This is a genomic window from Pseudomonas sp. P8_229 (assembly GCF_034008635.1).
In the GTDB taxonomy this organism is placed as follows: domain Bacteria; phylum Pseudomonadota; class Gammaproteobacteria; order Pseudomonadales; family Pseudomonadaceae; genus Aquipseudomonas.
The window spans coordinates 2,316,327-2,339,196 of record NZ_CP125378.1; the positions used below are offsets into that span (position 1 = coordinate 2,316,327).

Below are 22,870 nucleotides of genomic sequence, written 5' to 3' on the forward strand. Positions count from 1 at the left end.
TAGCGAGGTACAGGCAGCATCCAGAGCGCTTGGGGGAGCGTGTACGCCCCTTGGCATTCGGTTCCATGCTGCATGACCGCTCGCCCCTTTGCAGGACAGCTTCTAAGGAGCAGTCATGAGCTATGTGATCGACCGACGTCTCAATGGCAAGAACAAGAGCACGGTGAACCGTCAGCGTTTCCTGCGGCGTTACCGTGATCACATCAAGAAGGCTGTCGAAGAGGCGGTCAGCCGGCGTTCCATCACTGACATGGAACATGGCGAACAGATCAGCATTCCCGGTCGCGACATCGACGAACCGGTGCTTCACCACGGCCGCGGCGGCAAGCAGACCGTGGTTCACCCCGGCAACAAGGAATTCACCGCCGGCGAACACATCGCCAGGCCACCCGGGGGTGGCGGCGGACGCGGGCCGGGCAAGGCTGGCAACTCCGGCGAGGGCATGGACGAATTCGTCTTCCAGATCACCCAGGAAGAGTTCCTCGAATTCATGTTCGAAGACCTCGAACTGCCCAACCTGGTAAAACGCAATCTGAGCGGCACCGATACCTTCAAGACCGTGCGCGCCGGGATCAGCAACGAAGGCAATCCGTCGCGGATCAACATCATCCGCACCCTGCGCTCGGCCCACGCACGGCGCATTGCGCTGTCCGGCAGCAGCCGTGCCAAGCTGCGCGAAGCCAAAGAGGAACTCGCGCGACTCAAACGTGAAGAACCAGACAACTTCGGTGATATTCAGGAAATTGAAGCGGAAATCGAGCGGCTCAGCGCGCGCATCCATCGCGTGCCGTTTCTCGATACCTTCGACCTCAAGTACAACCTGCTGATCAAGCAACCCAACCCCAGTTCCAAGGCTGTCATGTTCTGCCTGATGGACGTTTCCGGCTCCATGACCCAGGCCACCAAGGACATCGCCAAGCGCTTTTTCATCCTGCTGTATCTGTTCCTCAAGCGGAACTACGACAAGATTGACGTAGTGTTCATCCGCCATCACACCAGTGCCCGGGAAGTAGACGAAGAAGAGTTCTTCTATTCACGGGAAACCGGCGGCACCATCGTGTCCAGCGCCCTGAAACTGATGCAGGAGATCATGGCCGAGCGCTATCCAAGCAACGAGTGGAACATCTATGCCGCGCAAGCCTCCGACGGCGACAACTGGAACGATGACTCGCCGATCTGCCGCGACATCCTGATCAATCAGATCATGCCGTTTGTGCAGTACTACACTTATGTGGAGATCACCCCACGCGAACATCAGGCCCTCTGGTACGAATACGAACGCATCGCCGAAGCCTTTTCCGACACGTTTGCCCAGCAGCAGCTGGTCTCGGCCGGGGATATTTATCCGGTCTTCCGTGAACTCTTCCAGCGCAGGTTAGTGACATGACCGCCAAAGAGCAGAAACGCCAACCCATTTCCACCGGCTCCGAATGGACGTTCGAGCTGATTCAGGCCTATGACCGCGAGATCAGCCGGCTCGCCGATCGCTACGCGCTGGATACCTATCCCAACCAGATCGAAGTGATCACCGCCGAACAGATGATGGATGCCTATGCTTCAGTGGGCATGCCGCTGGGCTACCACCACTGGTCCTACGGCAAACACTTCCTCAGCACCGAGAAATCCTACAGTCGCGGGCAGATGGGGCTGGCCTACGAGATTGTGATCAACTCGGACCCGTGCATCGCCTACCTGATGGAAGAAAACACCATCTGCATGCAGGCGCTGGTGGTGGCTCACGCGTGCTACGGCCATAACAGCTTCTTCAAGGGCAACTACCTGTTCCGCACCTGGACCGACGCCAGTTCGATCATCGATTACCTGGTGTTCGCCAAGCAGTACATCATGCAGTGCGAGGAACGCCACGGTATCGATGCGGTGGAGGACCTGCTCGACTCCTGCCACGCCCTGATGAACTACGGCGTCGACCGCTACAAACGCCCGTATCCGATTTCCGCCGAAGAAGAGCGCCGGCGGCAGAAGGATCGCGAAGAACACCTGCAGAAGCAGATCAATGATCTGTGGCGCACCATCCCCAAAGGCGCGGACAAATATAGCGACAAGGACAACGCACGCTTCCCGGCCGAACCGCAGGAAAACATCCTGTATTTCATCGAGAAACATGCCCCGCTGCTGGAGCCGTGGCAGCGGGAAATCGTGCGGATCGTGCGCAAGATCGCCCAGTATTTCTATCCACAACGCCAGACCCAGGTGATGAACGAAGGCTGGGCCACGTTCTGGCACTACACGCTGATGAACGATCTGTATGACGAAGGCCTGGTGACTGACGGATTCATGATGGAATTCCTCACTTCGCACACCAGCGTAGTGTTCCAGCCGGGTTTCGACAGCCCCTACTACAGCGGCATCAACCCTTACGCACTGGGCTTTGCGATGTACCGCGATATCCGGCGCATGTGCGAAGAACCTACCGAGGAAGACCACCGCTGGTTCCCGGACATCGCCGGTACCGACTGGCTCTCCACGATCAAGTTCGCCATGAGCAGTTTCAAGGATGAGAGCTTCATCCTGCAGTACCTGTCACCGAAAGTGATCCGCGATCTGAAGCTGTTCAGCATCCTCGATGACGACCAGAAGGACGACCTGCTGGTGCCGGCGATCCACGACGAAACCGGTTACCGGATCATCCGTGAAACCCTGGCCGCGCAATACAACCTCGGCAATCGCGAACCAAACGTGCAGATCTATAGCATCGACCGGCGCGGCGACCGCTCGCTGACCCTGCGCCATCAGCAACATGATCGCAAACCACTGGGTGACTCAACCGACGAGGTACTGAAGCATCTGCACCGGCTGTGGGGCTTCGACATTCATCTGGAAACCCTGCAGGGTGATCAGATCATGAAAACCCACCACGTACCGCCACGCAATGAACACAGTGAAGGGGATTACGGCAGGCTTGATCTGGCCGTCATTCATCTTTGATCCGGTTTTGGCCTCCGAAAGTCCGGCGCAAGGGTTATCCTGTCGGGCCTACGGAGGTTTTTTATGCAGATTTACAAGGTCGGCGGCGCGGTACGTGATCGCTTGCTCGGACTACCGGTTACCGATATCGATTGGGTGGTGGTCGGGACCACGACAGAAGAGATGCTCGCCCAGGGATTTCGCCCGGTCGGCGCAGATTTTCCGGTGTTTCTTCATCCCAAAACTGGCGAGGAGTACGCCCTTGCCCGCACCGAGCGCAAAAGCGGTCGCGGTTATGGTGGCTTCACTTTTCACGCCAGCCCCGAAGTTACCCTTGAAGAAGACCTCATTCGCCGTGACCTGACGATCAACGCGATGGCCGAGGACCGCCAGCAGAATCTGACCGATCCCTATCACGGCCAACGCGACCTCGAAAATCGAATCCTGCGCCACGTTTCCCCGGCGTTTGCCGAAGATCCCCTCCGTGTATTGCGCGTTGCGCGCTTTGCCGCTCGCTATGCCGGGCTGGGTTTCACCGTCGCTCCAGAGACCCTCGAACTGATGACTCAGCTCAGCGAGTCCGGCGAACTGCAAGCCTTGACCGCCGAGCGCAGCTGGAAAGAGATTTCGCGCGCGCTGATGGAGGATCAGCCACAGGTGTTCATCCAGGTGTTGCGTGACTGCGGCGCCTTGAAGGTCTTGATGCCGGAGGTGGACGCACTGTTCGGCGTGCCGCAGCCGGAGGCCCATCACCCGGAAATCGACAGCGGCATCCACACCCTGAGCGTGCTGGAACAAGCGGCACTGCACAAACAGCCACTGACCGTGCGCTGGGCCTGCCTGCTGCACGACCTCGGCAAAGGCCTGACCCCGGAAGAAGAGTGGCCACGGCACATCGCCCATGAGCATAAAGGACTGAAGTTGATCAAAGCGGTCAACGAACGCTTCAAGGCGCCGAAGGATTGCCAGGAACTGGCACTGCTGGTCGGCCAGTACCACACCCACGGCCACCGGGCTCTGGAGCTGAAGGCGTCGACCTTGCTGGAGTTACTGCAAAGCTTCGACGTTTATCGCCGTCCGCAGCGTTTTGAAGAATTCATCGTTGCCTGCGAGATGGATGCTCGCGGACGCAAGGGACTGGAGCAGCGCAGTTATCCACAGGCGGATTATCTGCGCGGCGCGGCCAAGGTTGCGCGCAGTGTGGCAGTGCAGCCGCTGCTGGAGAAGGGATTCAAAGGGCCGGAACTGGGCGAAGCGCTGAAGCGCGAGCGACTGAAAGCGCTGAAGACCTATAAAGACACGGCGTCAGTCTGAAAAGCTTCGCGAGCAAGCCCGCTCCCACAAGGGGAATGCATTCCAAATGTGGGAGCGGGCTTGCTCGCGAAGGCGGCAGTCAACTCAACGAAGATCCGAAGGCGTGAGTTGCCGCCCGCGCCATTCAAACCCAACCGGCGCCAGCACCTGATCAATCTGCGCCTCGGCCCACAGTGTCGCGAAACTTTTTCCCGCCCCCGGATGCACCCGATCCGGCGCAATCAGCGACAGCGGCCACAGCACAAAAGCGTTTTTCAGAATTTCGGCACGCGGCAGAATCAAACCGTCGAAGTTACCCGTCAGGTCGCCGTACAACAGCACGTCGATATCCAGCGGCAACCCCTTGCGGTCCGGTGCATAGCGACCGTTATCGGCCTCGATGAATTTCAGGCGTCGATCCAGTTCCATCAACGGCAGATCGGTATACGCCGAGACTACGAAGTTGAAGAACGGTCCGCTCTTGATTCCCACCGGCTGACTCTCGAACACCGCCGAACAGCGGATATCCACCAGAAACGTCGCCAAAGCGTCGAGCCCGGCGCGCAAATGGGTTTCGCGCTCGATATTGCTACCGAGCCCGAGGTACACCTGAGTCAGCGACATCCGCGCTCGATCTCCACACCCACGCCACCCTTGGCTGCCGGCACGGCGCCAGGCTTGGTCAGCTTCAGGCGAACCCAGGTGATCTTGAATTCGGCCATCAGCACTTCGACCAGTCGCTCGGCGAAGGTCTCGACCAGTTGGAACTGCGCCTGCTCGGCAAAGGCCTGGATGCGCGTGGAAACACTGGCGTAATCGAGCGCCAGGGTCAGGTCGTCACCGGCCGCAGCCGGGCGATTATCCCAGGCGAAGCTCAGATCAAGACGCAGACACTGTCGGATGCCGCGCTCCCAGTCGTAGGCACCGATCACGGTGTCGACTTCCAGGCCCTCGATAAACACTCTGTCCAAGCACTTTTCTCCGCTGCACGACAAGGGCGCAATGCGCCGTTAGAATCAGGGCGTCCTCGCCCGGAATAGTTAGCATGTTTTGGTTACTGGCGACTCTCGCCTACCTGCTCGGCTCTCTGTCCTTCGCCATTTTGCTCAGCCGCCTGACCGGAAACCCGGATCCGCGAATGAGTGGCTCGGGTAATGCCGGCGCCACCAACATGCTGCGCGTGGCCGGTCGCAAACTCGCGATCCTGACCCTGCTGGGTGATCTGTGCAAAGGCCTTCTGCCGGTGCTGATCGCAGCGACCATGGGCCTTTCGCTGCAGGATCAGGCCTGGATCGGCGTGTGCGCCGTGATCGGTCACCTGTTCCCGCTGTATTTCCGTTTTCGCGGCGGCAAAGGCGTCGCCACGGCTGCCGGCATGCTGCTGGGCCTGTATCCGCCCGCCGCCTTGCTGGCGGTGTGCGCCTGGCTGCTGACGTTCTACCTGACCCGCACCAGCTCACTGGCGGCGCTGATCGCCACACCCCTGACCCTGCCATTGCTGGCCTGGCAGGAGCCGGAGGCGCTGCTGCCGATGAGCGCGTTGACGCTATTGATCGTCTGGCGCCACCGCGGCAATCTACGCGACCTGTTTGCCGGGCGCGAACGGCATTTTTAAATACCGCCCATGAACGCCGCTCATCACAGCGCCGACAACTGCTCCATCGGCCAGCGCGCCTGCACGCTGATCGCCAGACTTTCCTGCTGACCGGCCTGCAAACGCTGGCAACCGGCAAACGCGATCATCGCGCCATTGTCGGTGCAGAACTCGGGACGGGCGTAAAACACATCGCCCTTCATGTCGCCGAGCATCTTTTCCAGCGAAACACGCAACGCCTTGTTGGCGCTGACGCCGCCAGCGATCACCAGACGCTTCATGCCCGCCTGTTTCAGGGCACGCTTGCACTTGATGGTCAAAGTCTCCACCACGGCCTGCTGGAACGCCAGCGCGATGTCGCAACGGGCTTGCTCGCTGTCGTCCCCGGCGCTGACACATTGCTGCCAGGTGTTGAGGGCGAAGGTCTTGAGGCCGCTGAAGCTGAAATCCAGACCCGGGCGATCACACATCGGACGCGGGAAAGTGAAACGTCCTGCAACGCCCTTTTCCGCCAGCTTGGCGATTTCCGGTCCGCCCGGATAATTGAGACCCATCATTTTCGCAGTCTTGTCGAACGCTTCGCCGGCGGCATCGTCGAGAGTCTCGCCGAGCAGGCTGTATTGGCCGATGCCATCGACCTGAACCAGCTGCGTATGACCACCGGAAACCAACAAAGCGACGAACGGGAATTCAGGCGGTTTCGGCTCCAGCATCGGTGCCAGCAAGTGGCCTTCCATGTGGTGCACGCCGAGCGCCGGAATGCCCCAGGCAAACGCCAGCGCCTGGGCGCAGGAAGCACCGACCAGCAGCGCCCCGACCAGGCCAGGACCTGCGGTATAGGCGATGGCGTCGATCTCGGTCGGCACGCAGTCGGCTTCGGCCAACACCTGACGAATCAAGGGCAGCATGCGTTTGACGTGGTCACGCGAGGCCAGCTCCGGTACCACACCGCCATAGGCGCGGTGCAGGTCGATCTGGCTGAACAGCGCGTCGGCCAGCAGGCCGCGTTCACTGTCATATAATGCGACGCCGGTTTCGTCGCAGGAGGTTTCTAATCCCAGTACTAGCATGGGTTTGCGCCTTGTTTAGGCTGAATTCGAAGGCGCGCATAATAGTCGCCGCGTGATGCCCCGACCAGCGGTTTTCGATCAGAGGCTTTGCATTCCGAGCGATGAGGGGTTAACATCCGCAACCCTTAAAAACCGACGTCTTCAAGTGCTCTTTTGCCGCGAGGATGTTGACCCCGGTAATGAATGAAGGTAGCTCTGGATGCCAGCCGTCAAAGTTAAAGAGAACGAACCCTTCGACGTAGCTCTGCGTCGTTTCAAGCGCTCCTGCGAAAAAGCCGGTGTACTGGCTGAAGTTCGTAGCCGCGAATTTTACGAGAAGCCAACTTCTGAGCGTAAGCGCAAAGCAGCAGCCGCTGTTAAGCGTCACGCCAAGAAAGTTCAGCGCGAACAGCGCCGCGCCGTTCGTCTGTACTAATACACAGACGATCGTAGCAAGCTTCTTGCCTAAGCCCGGCCCTCAGCCGGGCTAATGGCATTTGCGTAAAACGCTTGATGCTTCACCGTCGAAGCCGCACACGCGACCGAGACAAAATCGCTTCACCGCGTCAGGCCTGGCTCTTTTGCCAGCGGTGCACGTCTTTTCTGACGAGCCTTTCAAGGCTACTGACGAGCACACCCACTGATTCCTCTCACGACGATCAGCCCAAGGCACCTGCATGCGTGCCCGCTTTATTGAGCTATCCGAGGCCATTCATCGGCCGCCAGCGGATTCAGCGCAACACTTTCAAATAGTCGAAAACTGATGAGTACTAACGTCAGTGGATTTTCGGCAGATACACTTCCCGACAGCGATCACGCAACCGACCACGGTCGAGCCGCCCATTGTGCGCGCCTCATTCAAGACCTGCGTCCAGCCGCCCTTCGCATCGGACTCATTACAGCACAGACGAGAACGCCATGGCCGGGCTGATTCCCCAGAGCTTTATTGACGACCTCCTGAACCGCACCGACATCGTCGATGTGGTCAGCTCGCGCGTGCAACTGAAAAAGGCCGGCAAGAACTACACCGCCTGCTGCCCGTTCCATAAAGAGAAAACCCCGTCGTTCAGCGTCAGCCCCGACAAGCAGTTCTATTACTGCTTCGGCTGCGGTGCCGGCGGCAACGCCCTGGGCTTTCTCATGGACCACGACAACCTGGACTTCCCCCAGGCCGTCGAAGATCTGGCCAAAGCCGCCGGAATGGAAATCCCCCGCGAAGAAAGTGGCCGCCCGCACAAACCGCGGCAGCCGACCGATTCGCCGCTGTACCCACTACTGACCGCCGCCGCCGACTTTTACCGGCAGGCACTCAAGAGCCATCCCGCGCGCAAGGCCGCCGTGGATTACCTCAAGGGCCGCGGACTGACCGGCGAAATCGCCCGGGACTTCGGTCTCGGCTTCGCGCCGCCGGGCTGGGACAACCTGTTCAAACACTTGAGCAGCGACACCTTGCAACAGAAAGCCATGATCGACGCCGGCCTGCTGATCGAGAACGCCGAAACCGGCAAACGCTATGACCGCTTCCGCGATCGCGTGATGTTCCCGATCCGTGACACTCGTGGCCGGATCATCGCTTTCGGTGGCCGGGTACTCGGCGACGACAAGCCGAAATACCTGAACTCGCCGGAAACCCCGGTCTTCCATAAAGGCCAGGAACTCTACGGCCTCTATGAAGCCCGCAAGAACAACCGCAACCTCGACGAAATCATCGTCGTCGAGGGTTACATGGACGTCATCGCTCTGGCCCAACAAGGCCTGAAAAATGCCGTCGCAACGCTGGGTACCGCGACCAGCGAAGAACATTTGAAACGTCTGTTTCGCGTCGTGCCGAACGTATTGTTCTGCTTCGACGGCGACCAGGCCGGTCGCAACGCCGCCTGGCGCGCGCTGGAAGCGACACTTCCGTGTCTGCAGGACGGGCGCCGCGCACGCTTCCTGTTTCTGCCCGAAGGCGAAGACCCGGACACCTTGGTGCGCGCCGAAGGCACTGATGCCTTCAAGGCTCGAATCAATCAGCATGCACAGCCGCTGGCGGACTATTTTTTCCAGCAACTGACCGAAGAAGCCGATCCGCGCTCGCTCGAGGGCAAGGCTCACATGGCCACCCTCGCCGCACCGTTGATCGACAAAGTGCCCGGAGCCAATCTGCGCATCCTGATGCGTCAGCGCCTGACCGAAATCACCGGCCTGAGCAGCGAAACCGTCAGTCAGCTCGCGCAAAGTGCGCCACAGGAAGCGCCGCCGGCTTACGATCCGGGCATCGATTACGACGCAATGCCGGACTACAGCGACTACCATCAGCCGCAGGCACAGGACATGTATGTGCCGCAGCAGGAGTGGACGCCGAAAAAACCCGGCGCCGGCGGCAAGAAGTGGGACAAGAAACCCTGGGACAAGAACGGCAAGCGTGGCGGCGATCGCGATCAACAACGCCCGCGGACGCCGATTGGCGTCGAATCGCCGACCCTGACCGCCCTGCGCACCTTGCTTCATCACCCGCAACTGGCCGAGCACGTCGAGGACGCCGGGCACATCGCGGACGAAAATCAGACCAACGCCCAGTTGCTTGTGGCGCTGCTCGAAGCCGTACAGAAGAATCCCAAGCTAAACTCATTTCAGTTGATCGCGCGATGGCACGGCACTGAACAGGGTCGCTTGCTTAAAGCACTCGCGGAAAAGGAGTGGCTGATTGATGGAGAAAACCTTGAACAACAGTTTTTCGACACCATTACTAGCTTGTCAGCCCGCCAACGCGAGCGAAATCTGGAACAGTTACTCAGGAAAGCGCGTCAAAGCGAACTGAGCATCGAAGAGAAAAATCAACTGCGCGACCTTCTAAGTCGCAATGTTTCCGCATCAAACCCGACCTCAACTGGCGCGTGAGGTCATAGCTCAGGTATAATCCTCGGCTTGTTTTTTGCCCGCCAAGACCTTCAGTGGATAGGGTGTTATGTCCGGAAAAGCGCAACAGCAGTCTCGTATTATTGAGTTGATCAAACTGGGTCGTGAGCAGAAGTATCTGACTTACGCCGAGGTCAACGACCACCTGCCCGAGGATATTTCAGATCCTGAGCAGGTGGAAGACATCATCCGCATGATTAACGACATGGGGATCCCCGTACACGAGAGTGCTCCGGATGCGGACGCCCTTATGTTGGCCGACGCCGATACCGACGAGGCCGCTGCGGAAGAAGCAGCCGCTGCGTTGGCAGCGGTGGAGACCGATATCGGTCGCACCACTGACCCAGTGCGCATGTACATGCGTGAAATGGGTACGGTCGAGCTTCTGACTCGTGAAGGCGAAATCGAAATCGCCAAGCGTATCGAAGAGGGCATCCGTGAAGTGATGAGCGCTATCGCGCACTTCCCTGGCACGGTTGACCACATTCTCTCCGAGTACACTCGTGTTACCACCGAGGGTGGTCGCCTGTCCGACGTTCTGAGCGGTTACATCGACCCGGACGACGGCATTGCGCCGCCGGCTGCCGAAGTGCCACCGCCGATCGACGCCAAAGCCGCCAAGGCTGACGACGACACCGACGACGATGACGCCGAATCTTCGGATGACGAAGAAGAAGCCGAAAGCGGTCCGGATCCGGTCATCGCTGCCCAGCGTTTTGGTGCTGTGGCCGACCAGATGGAAGTCACCCGCAAGGCCCTGAAAAAGCACGGGCGCAACAACAAGGCAACGATTGCCGAGTTGCTGGCCCTGGCTGAGCTGTTCATGCCGATCAAACTGGTGCCGAAGCAATTCGAAGCCCTGGTCGAGCGTGTTCGCAGTGCCCTGGATCGTCTGCGTCAGCAAGAGCGCGCGATCATGCAACTGTGCGTACGTGATGCACGTATGCCACGCGCCGATTTCCTGCGTCAGTTCCCGGGCAACGAAGTCGACGAAAGCTGGTCCGACGCCCTGGCCAAAGGCAAGAGCAAATACGCCGAAGCCATTGGTCGCGTACAGCCGGATATCATCCGTTGCCAGCAGAAACTGATCGCGCTGGAAACCGAGACCGGTCTGACCATCGCAGAAATCAAGGACATCAACCGTCGCATGTCGATCGGTGAGGCCAAGGCCCGCCGCGCGAAGAAAGAGATGGTTGAAGCCAACTTGCGTCTGGTGATCTCGATCGCCAAAAAGTACACCAACCGCGGCCTGCAATTCCTCGATCTGATCCAGGAAGGCAACATCGGTCTGATGAAAGCGGTGGACAAGTTCGAATACCGTCGTGGTTACAAGTTCTCGACTTATGCCACCTGGTGGATCCGTCAGGCGATCACTCGCTCGATCGCCGACCAGGCCCGCACCATCCGTATTCCGGTGCACATGATCGAGACGATCAACAAGCTCAACCGCATTTCCCGCCAGATGCTGCAGGAAATGGGTCGCGAACCGACCCCGGAAGAGCTGGGTGAACGCATGGAAATGCCTGAGGACAAGATCCGCAAGGTATTGAAGATCGCTAAAGAACCGATCTCCATGGAAACCCCGATCGGTGATGACGAAGACTCTCATCTGGGTGACTTCATCGAAGACTCGACCATGCAGTCGCCAATCGATGTTGCAACCGTTGAAAGCCTGAAAGAAGCGACTCGCGAAGTGCTGTCCGGCCTCACTGCCCGTGAAGCCAAGGTACTGCGCATGCGTTTCGGTATCGACATGAACACCGACCACACACTCGAAGAAGTGGGCAAACAGTTTGACGTAACGCGTGAGCGGATCCGTCAGATCGAAGCCAAGGCGCTGCGCAAGCTGCGCCACCCGACGCGAAGCGAGCATCTGCGCTCCTTCCTCGACGAGTGATACCAGAACCCCCGGCCCAGGCCGGGGGTTTTGTTTATAGAGCAGATTAAATCCCCCGCACCGCCCCTCCCCCGCATACCCCGTCTACACTCGAAACTATGAATCCCGTGCCCTAACGAGACGGTTATGCCCAGACTGGCGCCCGTGCTTTTCTTGCTGTCACTGATGATCTGGACCGCAACGGCTAACGCGCTGACTCTGACCGATGAAGAACGTAGCTGGCTCGCGGCTCACCCGGACTTGCGCCTGGGTGTCGACGCCTCGTGGCCGCCGTTCGAGTTCCGCGATGAACAGAATCGCTATCAAGGCCTGGCCGCGGATTACATCGACGTCATCCGCCAGCGTCTGGCGGTCAAACTCACCCCGATCGAACCATCGAGCTGGACCGAAGTGCTGGCTCAGGTGAAAGCCGGCAAGATCGATCTGCTGCCGGGGATCATGTCCACACCCGAGCGCCAGAGCTATCTGTCGTTCACCCGCCCCTACCTCGACTTCCCGATTGTGATCCTCGCCCACATCGGCGGCGCACAGCCACGCAAAATCGAAGACTTGTACGGCCTGAAGATCGCCGTAGTAGAGAACTACGCCCCCCACGAACTCCTGCGCACCCACCATCCCGACCTGAATCTGGTGGCGATGCCCAATGTCAGCTCGGCACTCCAGGCCCTGGCCACCGATGAGGTGGACGCCGTGGTCGGCGATCTCGCCTCCAGCGTCTGGAGCCTGCGCCAACTCAAGCTCGACGGTTTATACGTGAGCGGCGAAACGCCGTATCGCTACCAGTTGGCAATGGGCGTGCCCCGCGACAACAAAATGCTGGTGGGCATTCTAGACAAAGTCCTGGCGGACATGAGCCCGGAGGAAATCAGCAGCATTCAGGAACACTGGGTCGGCAATGTCCTGGACCATCGGACATTTTGGTCGGACCTGCTGATTTACGGTCTGCCGGGCCTGTTATTGCTGGTGATCATCCTGGGGGTGGTCATTCGCATCAACCGCCGCCTGAGCTCGGAAATTGCCCGGCGCGTCGACCTCGAACAGGAATTGCGCAGCAGCGAATATCACTATCGCGGCCTGGTGGAGAGCCTGTCGGCCATCGCCTGGGAAGCGCGCATGAGCGACTTCACTTACAGCTATGTGTCGCCCCATGCCGAGGACTTGCTCGGTTATCCACAGGCGCATTGGCTGATCCCCGGTTTCTGGCGCAACATCATCCACCCCGCCGACCTGACCCGTGCCCAGACCATCTGCGATGACGCGGTGCGCGAAGGGCGTGATCACACGCTCGACTATCGGGTGATTACCGCTGACGGGCGCTGCCTGTGGGTTCGCGACATCGTCAGCCTGATTGAGCACGGGCATGAGCCGGTGATGCGCGGGCTGATGATCGACATCAGCGAGACCAAACGTACCGAGGAGGCGCTGCGGCTGTCAGAGCAGAAATTCGCCTCGGTATTCCAGCAATGCCCGGACATTCTGGTGATCGCACGGCTGTCTGACGGCTGCCTGCTGGAGGTCAACGAAGCCTTTGAAGAACAAATCGGCTTGAAAGCCGAAGAGGTCGTCGGCCAGACCGCCACCGAACTCAGCATCTGGGGCATTCCCGGAGTCGGGCCGGGACTGCTGCAGCGCTTGCAGGCCGGCAGCATCCGCAACCTGGAGATGCCCTTTCGCCGCAACAACGGCCAGGTGTTCACCGGCCTGATTTCCGCCGAGCCGTTCGACCTCGACACCACCCCGGCGCTGGTGGTGGTGGTGCGCGACATCACCCAGCTCAAGGAAACCCAGCAGCAGCTGCAAACCTCCGAAGAGAAATTCGCGAAGGCCTTCCATGCCTCGCCGGACGGCTTGCTGCTGTCGCGCCAAAGCGACGGTCTGCTGCTGGAGGTCAACGAGGGTTTCAGCCGCATCACCGGGTTCAACAGCGCGATGTCGGTGGACCGCTCGGCGCTGGACCTGGGGATCTGGGTCAACCTCAACGAACGCAAGCAGATGCTCGACCTGTTGCACCGCGACGGTTTCGTACGCGACTTCACCTGCCATATCCGCCGCAGCGACGGGCAGATCCGTCTGTGTGAAGTGTCCAGCCGACCGCTGCCGATCGGCGAAGAAGACTGCATGCTGACCATCGCCCGGGACATCACCGAGCGCCATCTGATGCAGGAAAAGCTGCAACAGGCCGCCACCGTATTCGAGAGCACTGCCGAGGGCGTGCTGATCACCGACACCCAGCAGCACATCAGCGCGGTCAATCGCGCCTTCACCGAAATCACCGGCTACAGCGAAAGCGAAGCCCTCGGCCACACCCCGCGCCTGCTCGCCTCGGGACTGCACGACAGCGCGTTTTATGCGGCGATGTGGCACCAGTTGACCGACGAGGGACACTGGCAGGGCGAGATATCGAACCGACGCAAGAACGGCGAGCTGTACCCGAGCTGGCTGACCATCAGCGCCGTGCGCAACCGCGACAAGTTCATCACTCACTTCGTCGCGGTGTTTGCCGACATCTCCAGCCTCAAACACGCGCAGGCCAAGCTCGACTATCAGGCGCACCATGATCCACTCACCGGCCTGCCGAATCGCACGCTGTTTGAAAGTCGCTTGCTCACCGCACTGAACAGCCAGCAGGAAAACGGCGGTCAGGGCGCGGTGCTGTTCCTCGATCTCGACCGTTTCAAACACATCAACGATAGCCTCGGGCACCCGGTCGGCGACCTGCTGCTCAAGGGCATTGCCGTGCGCCTGAAGGAACAATTGCGTGACATCGATACTGTCGCGCGTTTAGGCGGCGATGAATTCATTATCCTGCTGCCCGGCCTGCAACAAGCCAGCGACGCCGACCACATCGCCACCAAACTGCTCAATTGCTTTGGCGCGCCGTTTCAGGCCGGCGAACACGAGTTTTTCATCAGCGCCAGTATCGGCACCAGCCTGTACCCTCGCGACGGCTGCGACGTCGCCACGCTAGTGAAAAACGCCGATGCCGCGATGTACCGCTCCAAGGCCAAGGGCCGCAATCGCGTCGAAAGCTACACCCGCGACCTCACCGCCCAGGCCAGCGAACGCGTGGCACTGGAGCACGAACTGCGCCGCGCCATCGAACGCGACGAACTGTTCCTCTACTACCAACCGAAGATCAGCCTCGACGACCATCGCCTGGTCGGCGCCGAAGCGCTGATTCGCTGGCGCCACCCGACCTTTGGCGAAGTGCCGCCAGAGCACTTCATCCCATTGGCCGAAGAGAACGGCATGATCCTGCAGATCGGCGACTGGGTACTCGAAACCGCCTGCCGGCAGATGTTCGAATGGAACCAGATCTACGACAGTCTCGGCCCACTGTCGGTCAACCTCGCCGGCGCGCAACTGCGCCAGCCGAACCTGCTCGGGCGCATCGAACAACTGCTGAGGGAGAACGGTCTGCAGCCAGATTTACTGCAACTGGAAATTACCGAAAACTTCATCATGAGCCAGGCCGAAGAGGCGCTGGCGGTACTGCACCAGCTCAAACACCTGGGTGTGCAACTGGCAATTGACGACTTCGGCACCGGCTATTCCTCGCTCAGTTACCTCAAACGCTTGCCGCTGGACATCCTCAAGATCGACCAGTCGTTCGTCCGCGGCCTGCCCGACGACCCGCACGACGCGGCGATTGTACGAGCGATCATAGCGCTTGGCCGGAGCATGCAATTCACCGTGATTGCCGAAGGTGTGGAAACCCAGGCGCAACAACAATTCCTCGCCGCCGAAGGCTGCGAACAGATCCAGGGCTACATCGTCAGCCTGCCACTGCCCCCGGAAGAGTTCGCCGCAACGTTTCTGCGTATTACCGTATCGGATTATTCGGATAGCACAGCCGAGAAACCATCGCTATAATCCGCGACCTACTGAGGGCCTATAGCTCAGTTGGTTAGAGCAGAGGACTCATAATCCTTTGGTCCACGGTTCAAGTCCGTGTGGGCCCACCACATTTGAAAGCCGCGCTACATGCGCGGCTTTTTCGTTTCTGCGTTTAACCCCGACTACGATAAGGGGCTTCCATATCCAGCCGGCTGACGCTGTAACATGCTCGCCCAAAGACCCGCGCCCCATGGAGCCCCGCCCTTGCCAGACATCCGCCCGCCCGTGCTCGATGAAATCGACCGCCAGTTGATCGCCGCCCTGCAAATCAACGCCCGCGAGAGCGTGGCAATGCTCGCCCGGCAGTTGGGCATTGCGCGTACCACTGTCACGTCGCGGCTGGCGCGACTGGAAAAGGCCAAGGTGATCACCGGCTATGGCGTGCGGCTGGGGCAACGGGTGGTCGATGGCGGGTTGCAGGCATATGTCGGGATCAAGGTGCAGCCGCGCTCCGGCAAGGAAGTGTTGCGCCGCTTGAGTGCGATGGCGCAGGTCCAGCAGTTGTGTGCGGTGAGTGGCGAATTTGATTATGTCGCGTGGTTGCGCACCGATTCGCCGGAACAGCTGGATCAGTTGCTGGATCAGATTGGCGGGGTGGATGGGGTAGAGAAGACCACTACTTCGATTATTTTGAGTAGCAAGATTGATCGCGGGCAACCGGTTTGAATGTTGGTCGTGACATTTCGGTTGGCGGACAGTGCCTCTTCGCGAGCAAGCCCGCTCCCACCTTTGACCGGATCACGCACAGAATCTGCGCCAGCTACAAATCCACTGTGGGAGCGGGCTTGCTCGCGAAGGCGGTGGATCAGCCACTGTTGATGGCGACTGACGAGACGCTTTCGCGAGCAAGCCCACTCCCACCTTTGACCGGATCACGCACAGAGTCTGCGCCAGCTACAAATCCACTGTGGGAGCAGGCTCGTGCCTACATTTTGGTCGGTATGCAGTCATCAATCGTCATATTGATCATTTAATTGGCAAAACGACGACACTTTGCGTCTTATTAACGTGTTCTACGCTCCCTAGAATGGCTGGCATCTTTTCCTATACTCAGACGCGCATTCGGTGTCGGGTCGCCAGCAAGGTCAGCCATGAACAAGAACAATCGCCATCCTGCAGACGGTAAGAAACCAATCACCATTTTCGGTCCGGACTTTCCTTTCGCTTTCGACGACTGGATCGAACACCCGGCCGGTCTAGGCAGCATTCCTGAACACAATCACGGCGCTGAAGTGGCGATTGTCGGTGCTGGTATCGCTGGTCTGGTGGCCGCGTACGAATTGATGAAGCTCGGCCTGAAACCGGTGGTGTACGAGGCTTCGAAGCTCGGCGGACGTCTGCGTTCACAAGCGTTCAACGGCACCGACGGCATCGTCGCGGAACTGGGCGGCATGCGTTTCCCGGTGTCCTCCACGGCGTTCTACCACTATGTCGACAAGCTAGGCCTCGAGACCAAACCGTTCCCGAACCCGCTGACGCCGGCCTCCGGCAGCACCGTCATCGACCTGGAAGGCAAAACCCATTACGCACAAAGCCTGAAGGATCTTCCTGCACTGTTCCAGGAAGTGGCTGACGCCTGGGCGGATGCGCTGGAGGCCGGCTCGCAGTTCGCCGATATCCAGCAAGCAATCCGCGACCGCGATGTGCCACGCCTCAAGGAGCTATGGAACAAGCTCGTGCCGCTGTGGGATGACCGCACGTTCTACGACTTCGTTGCCACGTCCAAGGCCTTCGCCAAGCTGTCGTTCCATCACCGCGAAGTGTTCGGTCAGGTCGGCTTCGGCACTGGCGGCTGGGACTCGGACTTCCCCAACTCGATGCTGGAAATCTTCCGCGTGGTGATGACCAACTGCGACGATCACCAGCACCTGGTGGTCGGCGGTGTCGAACAGGTGCCGCAAGGCATCTGGCGGCATGTGCCGGAGCGTTGCGTGTACTGGCCTGAAGGCACCAGCCTGAAGTCCCTGCACCGTGGCGCGCCGCGTTCCGGCGTGAAAAAAATCGCCCACGCGCCGGACGGCCGTTTCGCCGTCACCGACAACAACGGCGACACCCGCGAATACGCCGCCGTGCTGACCACTTGCCAGAGCTGGCTGCTGACCACCCAGATCGAATGCGACGAAACCCTGTTCTCGCAGAAAATGTGGATGGCGCTGGACCGTACGCGCTACATGCAGTCGTCGAAGACCTTCGTGATGGTCGACCGACCGTTCTGGAAGGACAAGGACCCGCAAACTGGTCGCGACCTGATGAGCATGACCCTCACCGATCGCCTGACCCGTGGCACCTATCTGTTCGATAACGGCGACGACAAGCCCGGCGTGATCTGCCTGTCGTACTCGTGGATGAGCGACGCGCTGAAGATGCTGCCGCACCCGGTGGAAAAACGTGTGGAACTGGCGTTGAACGCGTTGAAGAAGATCTACCCGAAAGTCGACATCGCCGCGCGGATCATCGGCGATCCGATCACCGTGTCGTGGGAAGCCGACCCGTACTTCCTCGGTGCGTTCAAGGGCGCCCTGCCCGGCCACTATCGCTACAACCAGCGCATGTACGCGCACTTCATGCAGGACGACATGCCAGCCGAGCAGCGCGGGATTTTCATCGCCGGTGATGACGTGTCGTGGACGCCGGCGTGGGTCGAAGGCGCGGTGCAGACTTCGCTCAACGCGGTATGGGGCATCATGAAGCACTTCGGCGGGTCGACACATAAAGCGAACCCGGGCCCGGGTGATGTGTTCAAAGACATCGGCCCTATCGCCCTGCCCGAGTAAGAGGAATCCCCGATGCGTGTAGCCCTTTACCAATGTCCACCGCTGCCCCTGGACCCCGCCGCCAACCTGCAACGCCTGCAGCAACTGGCGATGGAGGCCAAGGGCGCCGACCTGCTGGTGTTGCCGGAGATGTTTCTGACCGGCTACAACATTGGTGCCGAGGCAGTCAGTACGCTGGCCGAGGTCTACAACGGCGAATGGGCGCAACAGATCGGTCGAATCGCCAAAGCCGCCGGACTGGCGATTGCCTACGGTTATCCGGAGCGCACCGCCGACGGGCAGATCTACAACGCCGTGCAGTTGATCGATGCGCACGGCGAACGCCTGTGCAATTACCGCAAGACGCATCTGTTCGGTGATCTGGACCGCTCGATGTTCAGCCCGGGCGAAGACGATTTTCCGCTGGTCGAACTCAACGGCTGGAAGCTCGGTTTCCTGATCTGCTACGACCTGGAGTTTCCGGAGAACGCGCGGCGCCTGGCACTGGCCGGTGCCGAGCTGATTCTGGTGCCGACGGCGAACATGATCCCGTTCGATTTCGTCGCCGACGTCACCGTGCGTTCGCGCGCTTTCGAAAACCAGTGCTACGTGGCCTATGCCAACTACTGCGGGCAGGAAGGCGAGATCCACTATTGCGGGCAAAGCAGCATCGCCGCACCGGACGGCAGCCGTATCGCCCAGGCCGGGCTGGATGAAGCGCTGATCGTCGGCGAGCTGGATCGTCAGTTGATGGTCGATTCCCGCGCCGCCAATCGCTACCTCAGTGACCGCCGTCCCGAGCTTTACGACGCACTGAACAAGCGCTGACCCCACGCAATCCGCTAGCATTGGCACTTCACTGTTCTGGAAGTGCCCATGCCTGCGCCGACTCACCCCCGCCCTCACACTGAAACCCTGGCCAACGGCTTGCGCGTGACCCTGCGTCATGTGCCTGGCTTGAAGCGCTGCGCTGCCGCGTTGCGGGTGGCTGCCGGTAGTCATGATGTGCCGCTGGATTGGCCGGGGCTCGCGCATTTCCTCGAGCATTTGCTGTTTCTCGGCACCGAGCGGTTTCTTGCCGATCAGGCACTCATGGCCTACGTGCAAAGGCATGGAGGCCAGGTGAATGCCAGCACACGCGAGCGCACGACCGACTTCTTCTTTGAGTTGCCGACCACGGCCTTCGACGCTGGGCTTGAGCGTCTGTCAGACATGCTCGCCCACCCGCGTATGAATCTGGACGATCAGTTGCGTGAACGCGAAGTGCTGGACGCGGAATTTGTCGCCTGGTCGCAGGATCCCACAGCGCAGCAGGCACTTTCCTTGTACGAGGGTTTGCCGGCAGCGCATCCGTTGCGCGGTTTTCATGCGGGCAATCGCGACAGCCTGAAGGTCGAGCAGCCGGCGTTTCAACAGGCGTTGAAGAACTTCCATCAGCAGTTTTATCGCAGCGGCCAAATGACCTTGAGTCTGGTCGGGCCGCAGAGCATTGAGGAGTTGCGCACACTGGCGCAGCAGTTTGCCGCGAGGCTGCCGGTTGGGGATAACGTTGCGCAAGCGGCAACCCAGCCACTGCAGGTAACAAGTTATCAACAGCTCGGCGGGCAGCACTGCAATCTGCTGTTCGCCCTCGAAGCGCTGCCCGACGCTTGCGTTGAAGCGCTGGCGTTCCTTTGCCATGGATTGAACAACACCAAGCCCGGCGGCCTGCTCGCACATCTGCGGCAACAGAATCTCGCGGACAGCCTCAAAGCTACACCGCTGTATCACTTTGCCGGACAAGCCTTGCTGCACCTGCAATTCACTGCTCCGGCCGAATCCCTGAGCGCCATTGGTGAACAGGCGCTGGATTGGCTGAGTTTCTTCGCCGCGCAACAGGACTGGGCAGCGTTGCGCGAGGAGTACGCCAGGTTGCTGGAACGTCTACAGCAAATCAGCGGCGCACTGCAATTGGCGCGGCTCGACAGCGAACAGCTCGAACACGGCTTGTCGGAAAACGGCGGCGTCGCCCTCAAACAGATCCTGAGCGACATCGGTGTTGTGGATAACTTCAGCGCGCACTGGCACCTGCCTGCCGCCAACCCTTTCCTCGGTTCCAGCGAACCGCTGGCCAACGCCGGGCTGATTCGCGGTCAAACCAGCGCCCACCGAGGCCTGCGTACCTTTGCCCAGGATCGCTCACGCAGCCGCCGCGAACGCTCGCCGATGCAATTCAGCCAGGCCTTGGCGGATAGCGATGATGAGGGGGCGATTTACCTGCGCTGGCAGTTGGAAGCAGCAGCAACGAACGATCTGCACGGGAAGCTGCAACACAGTCTGCGAGAAACCCGGGAAGACGCACGTCAGGCCGGGGTCGAATTGTCGTTCAGTGCCAGCGGGACTCAATGGCTGCTGAAACTGACCGGGCTGCAAGAACCGATGCCCAGTGTCCTGGAACATGCGCTGAAATGCCTGACGCACGTTGACGCCAATTCTTCGAGCGCAGAGCCGGAAGCGCCGTTGATAGCGATCCGCGAGTTGCTCAAGGCATTGCCAGAACGTTGCCTGCCAACGGCGGCGCGCTCGGACGACACCAAACAGCTGTGGACAACTTCCCGTTGGGACGGACTGGCCCTGGGCCTCAGCGCGCAGACGCAATCCGCCATGGGCCTGGCCCTGAGTCGCATCCCCGGCATCCCGGACAACCAGATCCCTGCAACGCCAGCGAGCAACACTCGACATGTCTGGTACCACATCGACACAGCCTCCAGCGAATACGCACTGCTGCTGTTCTGCCCGACTGCGGGCCACGAGATCGCCGACGAAGCCGCCTGGCGTCTGCTCGCGCAGCTGTGCCAGGCCCCGTTCTATCAGCGCCTACGGGTCGAGTTGCAGTTGGGTTATGCTGTGTTCAGCGCCTTGCGACAGATCCACGGCCAGACCGGATTGCTGTTTGGGGTGCAGTCGCCCAACGCCGCGCCAGTGGCGTTGCTCGGGCATATCCAGCGGTTCCTCGCCAGCGTTCCCGGACTGATCGAACGTCTGGATGACCACAGTTTCAACCAGCTGCGCCAGTCTCTCGCAGAGCAATTGGACGAGAGCAACCTGTCCGCCAAGGATGCCGCCGAGTTGCTGTGGCAGGCCAAGCTCGCCGGCCACTCGTCGGATTATCTGACACAACTGATCGCAGCCATCGCGCAACTGGAGCGCCCGGCACTGCTGGCGGCGGCGCAACGCCTGATCAGCGCCGAGGGCGGCTGGCACTGTCTGGCCAGCAGCGCTTCACCCGGCGCGCCGTGGCAAGCAGGAAAATGATCATTACTCAAGCTGCAAGGAGCTTTCTCAAAGATTCACGGGCAATCACCTGGAAATTTTGAGTAACATAGCAGCCTAACTATTTGGAACATCCCTGCGCTGCCGTGGACTATAACTATGGACAGCGCTATCCCATCCACCGCATTACCCACTTGAAGGAGTCACCTCATGGCTTGGACCAAACCGGCTTACACCGACCTGCGTATCGGCTTCGAAGTCACCATGTACTTCGCCAGCCGCTGAGTTCTGCCTACGCAGACTTGCAGTGCAACGCCTCGGCTCGCCGGGGCGTTTTATTTTCAGCGTTGAAAGATGGGAGCGTTCATGTTCGTCCAGATTCTGGGTTCGGCCGCCGGTGGCGGATTTCCGCAGTGGAACTGCAACTGCGTCAATTGCGCAGGCTTTCGCGACGGCAGCCTGAATGCCAAGGCCCGCACCCAATCGTCCATCGCGATTTCCGATGACGGCGTGAACTGGGTGCTGTGCAACGCCTCGCCAGACATCCGCGCGCAACTGCAGAGCTTCGCCCCGATGCAACCGGGCCGCGCTCTGCGTGACACCGGCATCAGCGCGATCATCCTGATGGACAGCCAGATCGACCACACCACCGGCCTGCTCAGCCTGCGCGAAGGCTGCCCGCATCAGGTCTGGTGCACGGACATGGTTCACGAAGACCTGAGCACCGGTTTCCCGCTGTTCAAGATGCTCACCCACTGGAACGGCGGGTTGAACTGGAACCGCATCGAACTCGACCAGAGCTTCACCGTCGCCGCCTGCCCGAACCTGCGCTTTACTCCGCTGCCGTTGCGTAGCGCAGCGCCGCCGTACTCGCCGCACCGCTTCGACCCGCACCCGGGCGACAACATCGGCCTGATCGTCGAAGACCTGAAGACAGGCGGCAAGCTGTTCTATGCGCCGGGGCTGGGCAAGGTTGATGCGCCGTTGCTGGAGATCATGGCTGGCAGCGATTGCCTGTTGGTCGACGGCACGATGTGGGACGACGATGAAATGCAGCGCCGTGGCGTCGGCACCCGCACCGGGCGCGAGATGGGCCACTTGGCGCAAAACGGCCCCGGCGGCATGCTCGAAGTACTGGAGCAGTTGCCCGAGCAGCGCAAGGTGCTTATCCACATCAACAACACCAACCCGATTCTCGATGAGGATTCGGCGGAGCGTGCGGAGTTGGCGCGGCGTAATGTTGAAGTGGCGTATGACGGCATGAGCATTGTGTTGTAAGCCTTTGAGACCGCTGCGCGGTCTATCGCGA

General features: G+C 60.2%; 17 protein-coding genes and 1 tRNA gene. 15 read left to right on the plus strand and 3 right to left on the minus strand.

Annotated features, from left to right (window positions below):
• Positions 1-115 precede the first annotated feature (115 nt).
• From QMK55_RS10560 to QMK55_RS10570, 3 genes are all read left to right on the plus strand, one after another.
• On the plus strand, positions 116-1,387 hold the full coding sequence (locus tag QMK55_RS10560) for a YeaH/YhbH family protein (protein ID WP_102356234.1): 1,272 nt from the start codon (positions 116-118) through the stop codon (positions 1,385-1,387).
• Positions 1,384-2,946 (plus strand): SpoVR family protein, encoded by a 1,563-nt coding sequence (locus tag QMK55_RS10565; protein WP_102356235.1) that lies wholly within the window; start codon positions 1,384-1,386, stop codon positions 2,944-2,946. The genes QMK55_RS10560 and QMK55_RS10565 overlap by 4 nt, the downstream gene beginning before the upstream one ends.
• 63 nt (positions 2,947-3,009) lie before the next feature.
• Positions 3,010-4,239, plus strand: coding sequence for a multifunctional CCA addition/repair protein (locus QMK55_RS10570; protein ID WP_320329134.1), 1,230 nt, complete (start codon positions 3,010-3,012; stop codon positions 4,237-4,239).
• An 84-nt stretch (positions 4,240-4,323) separates the two neighbouring features.
• On the opposite strand, the gene folK is transcribed toward QMK55_RS10570, so the two are convergent.
• Both folK and folB read right to left on the minus strand, forming a co-directional pair.
• Positions 4,324-4,842: a 2-amino-4-hydroxy-6-hydroxymethyldihydropteridine diphosphokinase gene (gene folK, locus QMK55_RS10575; protein WP_102356237.1), complete on the minus strand. Its 519-nt coding sequence runs from the start codon at positions 4,840-4,842 to the stop codon at positions 4,324-4,326.
• Positions 4,833-5,189 (minus strand): dihydroneopterin aldolase, encoded by a 357-nt coding sequence (gene folB, locus QMK55_RS10580; RefSeq protein ID WP_016772885.1) that lies wholly within the window; start codon positions 5,187-5,189, stop codon positions 4,833-4,835. Before folB ends, folK begins: the two co-directional genes overlap by 10 nt.
• A 74-nt stretch (positions 5,190-5,263) precedes the next feature.
• On the opposite strand from folB, the gene plsY reads away from it, so the two are divergent.
• Positions 5,264-5,833, plus strand: coding sequence for a glycerol-3-phosphate 1-O-acyltransferase PlsY (gene plsY, locus QMK55_RS10585; RefSeq protein ID WP_320329135.1), 570 nt, complete (start codon positions 5,264-5,266; stop codon positions 5,831-5,833).
• A 23-nt stretch (positions 5,834-5,856) separates the two neighbouring features.
• On the opposite strand, the gene tsaD is transcribed toward plsY, so the two are convergent.
• Positions 5,857-6,882, minus strand: coding sequence for a tRNA (adenosine(37)-N6)-threonylcarbamoyltransferase complex transferase subunit TsaD (gene tsaD / locus QMK55_RS10590; protein WP_102356239.1), 1,026 nt, complete (start codon positions 6,880-6,882; stop codon positions 5,857-5,859).
• A gap of 199 nt (positions 6,883-7,081) precedes the next feature.
• Between tsaD and rpsU the strand changes: the two genes are divergently transcribed.
• From rpsU to pqqB, 11 genes are all read left to right on the plus strand, one after another.
• On the plus strand, positions 7,082-7,297 hold the full coding sequence (rpsU, locus tag QMK55_RS10595; protein ID WP_002551877.1) for a 30S ribosomal protein S21: 216 nt from the start codon (positions 7,082-7,084) through the stop codon (positions 7,295-7,297).
• 482 nt (positions 7,298-7,779) lie between these two features.
• Complete coding sequence (dnaG, locus tag QMK55_RS10600) at positions 7,780-9,744, plus strand: DNA primase (RefSeq protein ID WP_102356240.1); 1,965 nt, start codon at positions 7,780-7,782, stop codon at positions 9,742-9,744.
• A gap of 67 nt (positions 9,745-9,811) precedes the next feature.
• The gene (rpoD, locus tag QMK55_RS10605) at positions 9,812-11,659 is read left to right on the plus strand and encodes an RNA polymerase sigma factor RpoD (RefSeq protein ID WP_102356241.1); all 1,848 of its coding nucleotides are present in this window, start codon (positions 9,812-9,814) and stop codon (positions 11,657-11,659) included.
• A gap of 126 nt (positions 11,660-11,785) precedes the next feature.
• Positions 11,786-15,532, plus strand: a complete 3,747-nt coding sequence (locus QMK55_RS10610) for a bifunctional diguanylate cyclase/phosphodiesterase (RefSeq protein WP_320329136.1) — start codon at positions 11,786-11,788, stop codon at positions 15,530-15,532.
• 15 nt (positions 15,533-15,547) lie between these two features.
• Positions 15,548-15,624: transfer RNA gene (locus tag QMK55_RS10615), tRNA-Ile, on the plus strand.
• Between the two features lie 136 nt (positions 15,625-15,760).
• Positions 15,761-16,222: an Lrp/AsnC family transcriptional regulator gene (locus QMK55_RS10620; protein ID WP_025108603.1), complete on the plus strand. Its 462-nt coding sequence runs from the start codon at positions 15,761-15,763 to the stop codon at positions 16,220-16,222.
• Between the two features lie 425 nt (positions 16,223-16,647).
• The gene (locus tag QMK55_RS10625; RefSeq protein WP_102356243.1) at positions 16,648-18,330 is read left to right on the plus strand and encodes a flavin monoamine oxidase family protein; all 1,683 of its coding nucleotides are present in this window, start codon (positions 16,648-16,650) and stop codon (positions 18,328-18,330) included.
• A 12-nt stretch (positions 18,331-18,342) separates the two neighbouring features.
• Positions 18,343-19,137, plus strand: coding sequence for a carbon-nitrogen hydrolase family protein (locus tag QMK55_RS10630; protein WP_102356244.1), 795 nt, complete (start codon positions 18,343-18,345; stop codon positions 19,135-19,137).
• Between the two features lie 48 nt (positions 19,138-19,185).
• Positions 19,186-21,603 (plus strand): pyrroloquinoline quinone biosynthesis protein PqqF, encoded by a 2,418-nt coding sequence (gene pqqF, locus QMK55_RS10635; RefSeq protein ID WP_320329137.1) that lies wholly within the window; start codon positions 19,186-19,188, stop codon positions 21,601-21,603.
• Between the two features lie 168 nt (positions 21,604-21,771).
• Positions 21,772-21,846: a pyrroloquinoline quinone precursor peptide PqqA gene (pqqA, locus tag QMK55_RS10640; protein ID WP_003444522.1), complete on the plus strand. Its 75-nt coding sequence runs from the start codon at positions 21,772-21,774 to the stop codon at positions 21,844-21,846.
• Positions 21,847-21,927: 81 nt separating this feature from the next.
• Positions 21,928-22,839, plus strand: coding sequence for a pyrroloquinoline quinone biosynthesis protein PqqB (gene pqqB / locus QMK55_RS10645; protein WP_102356246.1), 912 nt, complete (start codon positions 21,928-21,930; stop codon positions 22,837-22,839).
• The last annotated feature ends 31 nt before the right edge of the window (positions 22,840-22,870 follow it).

Coding starts and splice junctions, on each gene's coding strand:
- QMK55_RS10560 (WP_102356234.1), top strand. CDS start 116: ATGAGCTATGTGATCGACCGACGTCTCAATGGCAAGAACAAGAGCACG.
- QMK55_RS10565 (WP_102356235.1), top strand. CDS start 1,384: ATGACCGCCAAAGAGCAGAAACGCCAACCCATTTCCACCGGCTCCGAA.
- QMK55_RS10570 (WP_320329134.1), top strand. CDS start 3,010: ATGCAGATTTACAAGGTCGGCGGCGCGGTACGTGATCGCTTGCTCGGA.
- folK (WP_102356237.1), bottom strand. CDS start 4,842: ATGTCGCTGACTCAGGTGTACCTCGGGCTCGGTAGCAATATCGAGCGC.
- plsY (WP_320329135.1), top strand. CDS start 5,264: ATGTTTTGGTTACTGGCGACTCTCGCCTACCTGCTCGGCTCTCTGTCC.
- tsaD (WP_102356239.1), bottom strand. CDS start 6,882: ATGCTAGTACTGGGATTAGAAACCTCCTGCGACGAAACCGGCGTCGCA.
- rpsU (WP_002551877.1), top strand. CDS start 7,082: ATGCCAGCCGTCAAAGTTAAAGAGAACGAACCCTTCGACGTAGCTCTG.
- dnaG (WP_102356240.1), top strand. CDS start 7,780: ATGGCCGGGCTGATTCCCCAGAGCTTTATTGACGACCTCCTGAACCGC.
- rpoD (WP_102356241.1), top strand. CDS start 9,812: ATGTCCGGAAAAGCGCAACAGCAGTCTCGTATTATTGAGTTGATCAAA.
- QMK55_RS10610 (WP_320329136.1), top strand. CDS start 11,786: ATGCCCAGACTGGCGCCCGTGCTTTTCTTGCTGTCACTGATGATCTGG.
- QMK55_RS10625 (WP_102356243.1), top strand. CDS start 16,648: ATGAACAAGAACAATCGCCATCCTGCAGACGGTAAGAAACCAATCACC.
- QMK55_RS10630 (WP_102356244.1), top strand. CDS start 18,343: ATGCGTGTAGCCCTTTACCAATGTCCACCGCTGCCCCTGGACCCCGCC.
- pqqF (WP_320329137.1), top strand. CDS start 19,186: ATGCCTGCGCCGACTCACCCCCGCCCTCACACTGAAACCCTGGCCAAC.
- pqqB (WP_102356246.1), top strand. CDS start 21,928: ATGTTCGTCCAGATTCTGGGTTCGGCCGCCGGTGGCGGATTTCCGCAG.